Below are 12,105 nucleotides of genomic sequence, written 5' to 3' on the forward strand. Positions count from 1 at the left end.
CCAATTGTTGTTGTATGTTGTTTAGCGATTTGCTCAATGATTACTAAAATAAAGTAAACTCAACACGTCTGTTTAATTGACGGCCTTCAGGTGTGCTGTTTGTAGCAATAGGTTGGTTTGGACCATATCCTGTTGCTTCAATGCGTGAAGCATTTGCACCTTTTGAAACTAAATAAGCTTTAACAGATTCCGCACGTTCTTTTGATAAACGTAAGTTCAATTGTAAAGAACCAGTGTTATCTGTGTGACCTGCTAATTTCAAGCTGAAGTTTTTCTCAATCAATAAAGCCGCAACTCTATTTAATGATGCATAAGATGTAGGGCGGATAGTTGCTTTGCTTAAATCGAACTCAAGGTTTTTAATAGCTTCGTCAACTACTTTTTTGTCTTCTTCCGTAATTACGATTTTTTCAACCACCTTAGTTTCATGTTTCGCTTCTGGAAGTGGACATCCTGAACCGTCAACCTTTGTTCCTGCAGGAGTATCTGGACATTTGTCGAATTTATTCGCAACACCGTCTCCGTCGTTATCTTCCAATCCAGCATTGATTTCATCCATGTTAGACTGTAATTTTTCATTTGCAGCAACTAATGCATCGCGCTCAGCTTTCAATTCATCGTAACGAGCAGCCATTGTAGCTACAGGGTTAGAGTTTCCTAGGTAAGGTTTGTTTCCATCTCCCAATGCAACCTCAAGACCCGCATGTGCGTATGAGAACAAGTCGTTTTTGTATTGACCACCACGAACTCCATCGAAGTTTTGGTTAGCCCAGTTCAATTGGTAACCTAAATCGATATTGATTCCTTTGGCAACTGCAAATTTAAATCCTGCATCTACTGGTACGAAAAGTTTAGTTTGTGAATCTGCCGTAGTTGATGTTTCACCAACTGTAGTTGTAGTTTCCGAGTTCAAAGCACCCACACCAACCGCGAAGTAAGGTTTGATGATGCTGTTGAAGAATCTCCAGTTTGTGTTTGCTAATGTAAACTCTCCAGACAATGCTGCTGACCATGGAGTCTTAGCTTCAAATTCTACACCGTCAGTTTCGTTTACTCCACCAACTTTACCACCCATATACTGAGCTTTAAGACCGAATGAAGGAGAGATTTGCTTTTTCACATAGGCACTGTATCCTACATTGTGATTTAATTTATCGAATCCAGCTCTGTTAAAGCCGAAAATATTGGATTGGTTAAGTACTCCCGCATTAACACCGATAGACCATGTTCTGTATTGTGAAGAAGGACCTAAGGTCGTTGTTCCCTCTACAGTAGCCGTATTAGTTTGTGCGAAAGTAGCAGAAGAGATTAAAATAGCAGCAGCTAATGCGCTAGCTTTTTTAAAGTAAAGTGTTTTCATGTTATTATATGCTTATATGCCATGCTTGGCAAATTTGTTGCCAAAACAATCTGTTTTGGCAACTCAGCCTAAAATATCATGATTTTGTAGTTATTTAACTATAAGAACGCGAGCAAAAAATGTAGGAATTTGAATGTTAAATGCCATCTTCTTAATCACATTTGTTTCCGTTAATTGCCTAAAAACGCTCTTTTTACTCTTTGTAAGAATCAAGATGTCCACTTGTTCATCCAATAGGACAGAAGTGATTGCCTGCGCTACAGTTTCTTTCTGGCGCATGAATAAAGTTTGTGGTTTGATGATATAGGAAATATCAGAAATCCCCAATTCAGATTCAATTCTATTGATCCACTCCTTAAATTGATGATCGATATCTTTAATCGGTTTATCGTCCGTATTAACGTGAATCAAGATCAGTCTATAGTCGTTTTTAAATAATGGTGCTGCTTGCTGCAATGCTGTTAATTCAGCTTCCTTAAAATTACATAATAAGCCAATATTATCTTTTTTAAAGTTTTTTGCTGTATTTGGAACCGCTAGAACTGGTGTGGTTGTGTTTAGAATGGTGTCATAAGTGTTGCTACCAATGAAAACAGCTTCTAGGCCTGAAGCTCCTTCTGTACCCATAACGACGGCATCATAAGCGGTAGCATTTGTCACTGCTTTTATCTCATCGTATAAATTACCTTCTTTAAAGATGCTGTTCACTTTGACAGAAGGAAATTCCTGTTGTACCTGGGCAATGGTTTCTACCATGCTCTGTTTCGCCTCTGGGACCCTTGGGTCATTGAGTGGAGTTTCCCCTTTTACATTCGCATAAGTATTAGAATGCGAAGAGAAAACGTGAATTAGATCGATCTCTTGACCACTCTCTTGTGCAACCTGACACGCATAGTGAATCGCATTATCAGAGTTCTCAGAAAAATCTATAGGAATTAGTAGTTTGCTCATGGGTATCGTATAATTTATATTTTGTCAAAAAAAGCAGGTTTGCTAAGTTCCAAGGCAATTTCCTTAGAAACTGAGCTTCTAAACAACCTTTCAAAAAATGTTTTTCTACTCGGTGTAATCAATACAATCTGAGGATTTGCTTCCGCAATCACTTTGGCAACAACCTCAGGAACTGAATCCAGCTCAACATCTTCTTTGTTTATAGCCTCAGTAATCGTTCTCACTTGGTTGATGGAACCCATTTCACGAATATTATAGGCCCAGGAATCCAAATCTTCTTTTACATTTTCAGGTTTTTGGTTCTCTTTATAAACGTGAATTAAAGTGAGGTCATTCGGGATGGCAATTATCTCCTGGAATTCCTTTAAGGTATCCAATTCTTCCGATTTGAAGTTCGTTAACAAGGCAACATGATCAATTTTAAATGAAAATGATTGATTCGGAATGACAATAACTGGAACCTCAGATTTTGAAGCTACAGCAACCGTTGTACTGCCATAATACAGAGGTTGTAATTTGCTTGCGCCAGAGGCTCCCATGACAATCAATGCATATTTACCCGATTGCGACAATTCAGTGAGTTTGTCAATAATCAAGCTTCTCGAACATTCAATGCTGATATGAAGGTCTGGATGTGATTTTAGTAATTGTGTTTGCAATTCTTGTATCTTCTGATCTGCCAAAAGTGTAGGGTTATTTGTTCCTTCGCCTTTGTTTTCACCGATTGAACTTGAGGTGTAGCAATGCAATAAATGAATGTTATGACCTTTGGATTCAGCTAGTTCGCAGGCATAATTAGCTGCAAACCTTGCGTTTTCAGAAAAATCAGTAGGGACAATAATTGTCATCTTTTTGAATTATTTTGAGTGTATGTTTTTACTGAGATAAATTTAGTAAAAATATGCGTCATATTAATAAAAATTGGCTTAATGGGCCGATTTAATCATCAAATTTAAGTAAGTTTGCAATTAATTTATACACGAATTAGATGACTAGTAGAGATATACGTCAAGCCTTTTTAGATTTTTTCAAAAGTAAAGGACATCAAATTGTTCCATCTGCACCCGTAGTAGTGAAAAACGACCCTACATTGATGTTTACCAATGCAGGTATGAACCAGTTCAAAGAATTGTTTTTAGGTGAAGCAGTCGCCAAATTCCCTCGAGTTGCTGATACCCAACGTTGCCTTCGTGTTTCTGGTAAACATAATGACCTGGAAGAAGTCGGTATCGATACATACCACCATACCTTGTTCGAAATGTTGGGAAATTGGTCCTTTGGTGACTATTTTAAGAAAGAAGCTATTGAATGGGCTTGGGAGTTATTGACCGAAGTCCTCAAATTAGATAAAGACCGTCTTTATGTTACCATCTTTGAAGGGGATGCTACCGAAGGTCTTCTTAATGATGAAGAAGCATTCAACCTTTGGAAAGCATTGATTCCAGAAGATCGAATTCTTTTAGGTAATAAAAAGGACAACTTTTGGGAAATGGGGGATACTGGTCCTTGTGGTCCTTGTTCTGAAATTCATTACGATATGCGCTCTGATGCGGAACGTGCTGAAGTCAAAGGTCAGGATCTAGTGAATATGGACGACCCGCAGGTGATCGAAATCTGGAACCTCGTATTTATGCAGTTCAATAGATTGAAAGATGGCAGCCTGGTTTCTCTTCCTGCTAAACATGTGGATACTGGAATGGGCTTCGAACGCCTAGTTCGTGCAATCCAAGGAAAATCATCAAACTATGACACGGACGTTTTCCAACCCCTAATCCAATTTATCGCTCAAAAATCAGGTATTGCCTATGGGACGGATGAAAAAACCGATATCGCCATGCGTGTACTTTCTGACCATATCAGGGCAGTTAGTTTCGCTATCGCTGATGGACAGTTACCGTCAAATAATAAAGCTGGCTATGTAATCCGACGAATCTTAAGAAGAGCGGTAAGATATGCATATACCTTCCTTCATTTTAAAGCTCCATTTATCCACGAATTAGTTCCTGTTTTGGCTGAACAGTTCAAAGGGGTATTCGATGAATTATACCAACAACAAGACTTTGTGGAGAAAGTGATCTTGGAAGAGGAAGTTTCCTTCTTAAGGACCCTTACTCAGGGTATACAACGTTTTGAATCTTATTCATCCGATACCGATGTTATCGATGGTGATTTCGCTTTCGAATTGTTCGATACTTTCGGATTCCCGATCGACTTGACCGAACTTCTTGCGAGAGAAAAAGGAATGACTGTTGATATGCATGGCTTTCAACAGGCATTATTAGCACAGAAAGAAAGATCCAGAGCGGCAACAGCGATTGATACAGGGGACTGGGTGTTGGTTAATGAAGACCAGGAAAGTGCTTTTGTGGGTTACGATACATTAACATCGAATACTGAAATTCTAAAATATAGAAAAGTCTCCAGCAAGGGAAAAGACCAATATCAATTGGTACTTTCAGAAACCCCTTTCTATGCTGAAGGTGGTGGCCAGGTAGGGGATAAAGGTTATATCCGCTCACTGGAAACCAATGAAAAAATCAGTATCCTAGATACTAAAAAAGAAAATGGACTTTTCATCCATTATATCAACCAACTTCCAAATGTTCTTGAAGGAGATTTTGAGGCGGTTGTGGATGTGAAGAAACGAAAAGATACCGAGGCGAACCACTCTGCGACACACTTATTACATGCCGCTTTGAAACAAGTGTTAGGTGAGCATGTGAATCAAAAAGGATCATTGGTGTCTCCGGATGTATTGCGCTTTGACTTCTCTCATTTTTCAAAATTGACTTACGAAGAAATCAAACAGATCGAAGATATTGTAAACGCAAAGATCCGTCAGGATATCTCTTTGAAGGAAGAGCGAAACGTTCCTTTCCAAAAAGCGATTGATTCAGGCGTTACAGCATTGTTTGGCGAGAAATATGGTGACCATGTTCGCGTAATTACCTTCGATGATGCTTATTCTAAGGAATTATGTGGTGGAACTCACGTAGCGGCTACCGGACAGATAGGATTCTTTAAGATCTTGTCAGAATCAGCTGTTGCTGCCGGGGTAAGACGTATCGAAGCAATTACGGGAACTCGTTCTGAACAAGTTATCCGTGAGCATTTTGAGCTGTTCGATAATATTAAAGAGCTTTTGAACAATCCAAAAGACTTTGTCTCCGCTGTAACTAAAGTTATCGATGAAAACAATGCCTTGAAAAAGGAAATTGAGAATTATATCCGGGAGAAATCGCAAGGTTTGAAAGACGATATCGAGAAGAAATTAGAAAAAGTTGGAGATATCAACTATGTAGCGACGATAGTCGACCTGCCTAATGTCGATTCGGTTAAGACCTTAGCTTATACGCTAAAAGGAGCAATCAATAACTTGTATGCTGTATTAGGAGCAGTTGTTGATGGAAAACCAAGTATTACGGTTATGATCTCTGATGAACTGGCAAAAGAGAAAGGTTTACATGCTGGAAACATCGTGAGAGACTTAGCGAAGGAAATACAAGGTGGAGGCGGTGGTCAACCGTTCTTTGCGACCGCTGGTGGAAAAGATGCTTCAGGATTAGAACGAGCAATTGCTAAATCAAGGGATTATATAAAATAAAAGAATGAAAAAGTTTGCTGTACATATTGGGTTAGTAGGGTTGATGGCCTTGGCGTTTTCTTCATGTTCCAATGAAGAAACGATTCAGGTGAAGGGTGTAGTGGAGAATCCAGGTAATGTGAAAGTCGTAAGTTTTTATGAGGGTGACCGAAAATTGGACTCTACTTTTATTGCAGATGGCAATCGATTCAAATTTGAAAGACCAGCAACTCAAGAACGATTACTGACCATTGAGGTTGGCAAAAACAGGTTTCCTGTCATTCTGGAGCCAGGCAAGGAGATGGAGTTTAATATCAATCTACAACAGCCTGATCAATACGAGGTTAAAGGGTCTGAGCTTTCTCAGAAACTGAAAGACTTTGCCGCGCAAAAAGCAAGGATTGATTTTGTAAGAGATTCTCTCCAACAATCATTTTCTGCATCAACTTCGGAAATGGATGCCAATGGAATCCAGAATTTACGTTCTGAAATGCTCATGAAATTTGAGCCATTTTTCAAGAATTATATTGCGAAAGCTGTTGAGTTCGCAAACCAAAATAAAGATCTTTCAGGATTCTATGTCATGAGTACGCTTGATCCTGAAATGGCGGAGGCGGAATTAATCGCCTATGCTGACCAAATCAAAGATGAATTCCCTAACAATCGTTATGTTTCTGAATTCAAGGCTGAAGTCGATAAACTTAGAAAATTAGCTGTTGGCCAAAAAGCCCCTGAGATTCAAGCCTATACCCCCGATAATAAAACTGTAAAGCTATCTGATTTTAAAGGTAAAGTTGTTTTAGTTGATTTTTGGGCATCTTGGTGTATGCCTTGTCGGGAGGAAAACCCGAATATTGTCAAACAATTCAATACTTTTAAAGACGACAATTTCACTGTTTTAGGGGTGTCATTAGACAATAACCCAGGTTCATGGATGCGTGCGATTCAAGATGATAAATTAACCTGGACGAATATTTCAGACCTACAAGCATGGAGCTCTCCATTGATTATTGATTATTCTATTAAAGGAATACCGGCATCCTATGTTTTGGATGAACAAGGTGTGATCATTGCTAAGAATTTAAGAGGTAAGCAATTAGAAGATTTCTTAACGAAAACCTTAAAAAAATAAGAATGCATTGTTAAGCCTATTTTAAGGCTTAACAATTTCATAACTTTTAGGTAACTTTATTTTATAATTAAGTATATACCTTAGCAAAAAAACAGCGTTTATGGCCAATAATCAAAAGATTCTTGTGGTTGATGATGAGTCGGATATCGTAGAACTCATTTCTTATAATTTAACCAAAGAAGGGTACCAAGTATATACAGCTTCTAACGGTAAGGAAGCTATTAAAGTTGCCAAAGAGGTTTTCCCAGATTTAATTATCCTTGATGTTATGATGCCTGAGATGGACGGAATTGAAGCTTGTCGTTTGATGCGCTCGATGCCGGAATTTAAACAGGTCTTCATGGTTTTCTTAACAGCAAGAAGTGAGGAATACTCTGAAATAGCAGGTTTCCATGTTGGTGCAGATGACTATATTGCTAAACCTATCAAACCAAGAGCATTAATGAGCCGAATTAATGCGATCCTAAGAAGAAATACAACAGAAGTTATTGATGATCAAGTGTCTGATAAACTAGAGATCGCCGACTTGATTATCGATAGGGATTCCTTTTTAGTGTACAGGGGCGATGAGAAGTTTGTCCTTGCTAAGAAAGAGTTCGAATTACTTTATCTTTTGGCATCCAAACCGAATAAAGTGTTCACCCGAGAACAGATCCTAAAAGCTATATGGGAAGATTCAGTTGTCGTCACCAATAGGACAATCGATGTACATATCCGAAAGCTCAGGGAAAAAATAGGCGAAAGTTATGTCACTACGGTTAAGGGCGTTGGATATAAGTTTGAACTAGAATAAAAATATAAAATACGAAACCGGACCAAATTGGTTCGGTTTTTGTTTTTCAGTGCGCGCAAACGATTGCATTGATAAAATTTATATATTTATTAAAAATATTAACACTTAAATTAAACGAGAAACAGTATGTGTGGAATTGTCGGTTATACCGGAAGACGTCAAGCTTATCCCATAGTGATTGATGGCTTGAAAAAATTAGAATATAGAGGTTATGACAGTGCAGGAATTGCACTTCAACAAGGAGACTCCCTAAAGGTCTATAAAAAAGCAGGTAAAGTTGCAGCTCTTGAAGAGTTCGTAGGCGATCAATCCACCGCTGGCACTACCGGAATTGGTCATACTCGCTGGGCTACCCACGGTGAACCTTCCGACCGAAATGCTCACCCCCATGTTTCCAGGTCTGGAAAATTAGCCATGATTCACAATGGGATCATTGAGAATTATGCACAATTAAAAAATGAACTTATCAAAGACGGTTACGAGTTTAAGTCCGATACTGATTCTGAAGTTCTTCTGAACTTTATCGAAGATATACAAGCTCAAAACGAATGTAGCCTGGAAGAAGCGATTCGTATTGCCTTGAAGCGGGTAACCGGTGCTTATGTTATCTTATTAATCGCTGCTGACCAGCCTGATACCATTATCGCTGCGCGTAAAGGAAGTCCTTTGGTGATTGGTATCGGAAAAAATGAACACTTCTTGGGTTCTGATGCTTCTCCAATGTTAGCTTATACCAAAGAAGTTGTGTATATCAACGATTATGAACTGGCAATCGTTAAGCCTGATGAACTTATCCTGAAAAACTTAGGGAATGAAATTATTACCCCTTATGTTCAAAAGCTTGACCTGGAATTGGCAGCTATTGAAAAAGGTGGTTATGACCATTTTATGCTTAAGGAAATCTTTGAACAGCCAACAACCATTGCAGATTCTTTGAGAGGTCGTCTGGTATTAAATGAACACCGTATTATTTTAAGTGGTGTGGATGCTATTCAAGATAAACTGGCAAATGCAAGAAGGATTATTATCGTTGCCTGTGGAACAAGTTGGCATGCTGGTTTAGTGGCAGAATACGTCATTGAAGAATTATGCCGCGTCAATGTAGAGGTTGAATATGCTTCTGAATTTAGATATAGAAATCCAGTTATCTCGTCGGACGATGTAATTATTGCCATCTCCCAAAGTGGGGAAACTGCGGATACCTTGGTAGCTTTGGAGCGTGCTAAGGAGCAAGGTGCGACAATTTTCGGTATTGTAAACGTAGTGGGTTCTTCCATTGCAAGGATTTCTCATGCCGGCTGTTATACCCATGCAGGTCCTGAAATTGGTGTTGCTAGTACGAAAGCTTATACCGCTCAATTAGCTGTCTTGATGCTGTTCGCTTTGAAACTCGCTAAAGCGAAAGGGACAATCTCGGATGAACGTTTTGATGAACTTTGCCAAGAATTAAACGCTATTCCTGAAAAGGTACAGTGGGTTTTGGATAATGAAGTGGATAATATTAAGGCTATTGCCTATAAATATAAAGACGCAAGGGATGTGCTTTACCTAGGTCGTGGTTATAATTTCCCTACGGCTTTGGAAGGTGCGTTAAAATTAAAGGAAATATCCTATATCCATGCCGAAGGTTATCCAGCCGCAGAAATGAAGCATGGACCTATCGCATTGGTAGACGAAGAATTACCTGTGGTATTTATCGCAAGTAAAGATGCCTACCATGAAAAAATTGTAAGTAATATCCAAGAAATCAAAGCTAGAAAAGGTATGGTAATCTCCGTGATGACAGAAGGAGATGGTGTAACACCGACCATTTCAAACGACGTGATGGTTGTTCCGGAGGCTGATGAAGTTGTTGCTCCTTTGTTGACCGTAGTGCCTTTGCAACTACTTTCTTATTACATTGGAGTGTACCGTGGTTTAGATGTTGACAAACCAAGGAACTTAGCTAAATCAGTAACTGTGGAATAATAACAAATGGGATATATAATAAAGATACCATTAAATCGGATCGGGTATGATTTCATACCCGCCGAATACCTTCCTGAAGGAAAAGACGAATACTACCTTCGTTTTCAACAGAATAAGTCCAATAAGAACTACAGAAACCTTACCGAAGAAGAGATTCGTATTTTGGAATTAAACCATAACGAATCTACCAATTGGAACGATGTCCTGGTAACCGATAAATTCCTGCCAAAGCAAATCAAACGCTCCAAATTCTTTGGTCTCGTAAGGATTGGCGATATGGAAGAGGTATATCTTGAATACCGCGATATACGCCTACCTGTAGGAATCTATAATTCACAGATTATTTCCTCTGACCTTGGGGATTGCGTTGCATTGCACCAGGTCCGTTATATGGCCCACTTTATTGTAGGGAATGAAGTCATATTGCTCAATGTCAATGAAATGGAAACCAGTTCCAATGCAAAATTTGGAAATGGAATTCTGAAGGATGGCGACCAAGAGAAAAGCAGGATCTTCTTAGAATTATGTAATGAAAATGGAGGTCGTTCGGTTTTGCCTTTTGATGGAATGCAGGCTGCCGATGTCTATTTGTGGACCCGTAACCGTCAAGACAAGGAATTGCAGCAGCGCTTCTTTGATATCACCAATGATCGCTTCGATGATATTCGTGGATACTATAGCGAAATTGGTGACCGTACCGTCATCAAAAACTCGCATACCTTCAAAAATGTAAAGATCGGTTCAGATGCTTACATCAAAGGAGTAAGTAAATTAAAGAATGTAACCATTAATTCCACTTCGGAAGCATATACTCAAATCGGAGAAGGCTGTGAATTGGTTAACGGGATCATCGGATACGGCTGTCGTGTATTTTACGGAGTGAAGGCAGTTAGGTTTATTTTGTCTTCCTATTCACAGCTTAAATACGGCGCCAGATTGATCAACTCTTTCTTAGGGGATAATTCTACCATCTCTTGCTGTGAGGTTCTTAATTCGCTTATTTTCCCTGCCCATGAGCAACATCATAACAACTCGTTTTTATGTGCTGCATTAATTAAGGGACAGAGTAATATGGCAGCAGGAGCAACTGTAGGTTCAAACCATAACTCCAGAGGTGCAGATGGTGAAATCATCGCTGGACGTGGTTTCTGGCCGGGTCTATGCGTCAGCTTAAAGCATAACTCCAGATTTTCTTCCTATACGCTCATTGTTAAAGGCGATTTCTTACATGAATTGGATATCAAATTTCCTTTCTCATTAGTCAGCAACGATGTGACTCACGACCGATTGATCATCGTCCCTGGATATTGGTTTATGTACAATATGTACGCTTTAATGCGAAATACCAATAAATTCATCAGCAGGGATAAGCGATCGTTTAAAAACCAATATTTTGAATATGATATCTTAGCTCCTGATACGGTCAATGAAATCTTTACAGGAATTGAGGAAATCAAAAAGGCGGTGGCTAAATCATTGGATACATCCACTGCATTAGATTGGCTGAATAATACAGAAAAAGCTAATGAAGAGATATTCTTGGATAATGCGGAATTTTCCAAAAGAAAAGTAGTTCTATTAAAGCCTAAGGAATCATTTCATCTCTTTAAAAAATTAGTTCGCTATTATGCAGTCTGCCAAGTGCTAGAGCATGTCAGCCCGGATACATTCTCGGATTCGATCAATCAAATTATTGCAGATGGCCTTCAGCGTGAAGAATTTGAAAATGTGGGTTCTCAATTGGTTCCTGTTAGCAAGTTAGATACGCTATTGCAAGATCTGAAGGATAAGAAAATCAATTCTTGGGACGAAATGCATAGCAACTACCATCAGTTGAGCAATGATTACATTCAGGACAAATTGAAGCATGCACTTGCTTCCTTGCAAGAAATTACCGAAACAGATACGTCTAATTGGGATGGAGCATTTTGGAATGGACTGTTTGAGGAAGCCTTGGCAACCAAGAAATGGATCTGCGATGAAATTTATAATTCAAGAAGCAAGGATTACCATAATCCTTTCCGTTTGATGGTCTATGAATCGGAAGCAGAAATGAACGAAGTTGTTGGACGATTGGAAGATAATAGTTTCATCAACCAACAGGCTTCAGAATTTGCAAACTTCCAAAATCAAATCAAAGCATTCAAATCTCAATTATAATTCAAATCTCAATTATAAAAAGAAATAGGCCCGATCAGGCTAGTCATGGTCGGAAGAAATTCCGACCATTTTTTATGTTTTAAAACCTTTACCTGGGTCGCCTCCTGCAAATATGATTAGAATAGCAGTTATCATATCCCGGAGCTCCATGGCTATTC

At 38.9% G+C, this 12,105-nt stretch carries 8 protein-coding genes; 5 read left to right on the plus strand and 3 right to left on the minus strand.

Annotated elements, in window-relative coordinates:
- Positions 1–43: 43 nt before the first annotated feature.
- From E0Y80_RS18850 to E0Y80_RS18860, 3 genes are all read right to left on the minus strand, one after another.
- The gene (locus E0Y80_RS18850; protein WP_156309209.1) at positions 44–1,360 is read right to left on the minus strand and encodes an OmpA family protein; all 1,317 of its coding nucleotides are present in this window, start codon (positions 1,358–1,360) and stop codon (positions 44–46) included.
- Positions 1,361–1,450: 90 nt separating this feature from the next.
- A complete protein-coding gene (locus E0Y80_RS18855; protein WP_156309210.1) occupies positions 1,451–2,311 on the minus strand; it encodes a universal stress protein in 861 nt (286 codons plus the stop codon).
- A gap of 14 nt (positions 2,312–2,325) precedes the next feature.
- Entirely contained in the window at positions 2,326–3,159 is an 834-nt protein-coding gene (locus E0Y80_RS18860; protein ID WP_156309211.1) for a universal stress protein, read from the minus strand.
- 140 nt (positions 3,160–3,299) lie between these two features.
- Between E0Y80_RS18860 and alaS the strand changes: the two genes are divergently transcribed.
- The 5 genes from alaS (at position 3,300) to E0Y80_RS18885 (ending at position 11,947) form a co-directional block, all read left to right on the plus strand.
- Positions 3,300–5,915, plus strand: a complete 2,616-nt coding sequence (alaS, locus tag E0Y80_RS18865; RefSeq protein WP_156309212.1) for an alanine--tRNA ligase — start codon at positions 3,300–3,302, stop codon at positions 5,913–5,915.
- 4 nt (positions 5,916–5,919) lie between these two features.
- Positions 5,920–7,026 (plus strand): TlpA disulfide reductase family protein, encoded by a 1,107-nt coding sequence (locus E0Y80_RS18870; protein WP_156309213.1) that lies wholly within the window; start codon positions 5,920–5,922, stop codon positions 7,024–7,026.
- Between the two features lie 100 nt (positions 7,027–7,126).
- Positions 7,127–7,819 carry a response regulator transcription factor gene (locus tag E0Y80_RS18875; RefSeq protein WP_156309214.1) on the plus strand — a complete coding sequence of 231 codons (693 nt, stop codon included), beginning with the start codon at positions 7,127–7,129 and terminating at the stop codon, positions 7,817–7,819.
- 126 nt (positions 7,820–7,945) lie between these two features.
- The gene (glmS, locus tag E0Y80_RS18880) at positions 7,946–9,787 is read left to right on the plus strand and encodes a glutamine--fructose-6-phosphate transaminase (isomerizing) (protein WP_156309215.1); all 1,842 of its coding nucleotides are present in this window, start codon (positions 7,946–7,948) and stop codon (positions 9,785–9,787) included.
- 6 nt (positions 9,788–9,793) lie between these two features.
- Complete coding sequence (locus tag E0Y80_RS18885; protein WP_156309216.1) at positions 9,794–11,947, plus strand: DUF4954 family protein; 2,154 nt, start codon at positions 9,794–9,796, stop codon at positions 11,945–11,947.
- The last annotated feature ends 158 nt before the right edge of the window (positions 11,948–12,105 follow it).

It is taken from the genome of Sphingobacterium endophyticum (assembly GCF_009733535.1).
GTDB lineage: Bacteria > Bacteroidota > Bacteroidia > Sphingobacteriales > Sphingobacteriaceae > Sphingobacterium > Sphingobacterium endophyticum.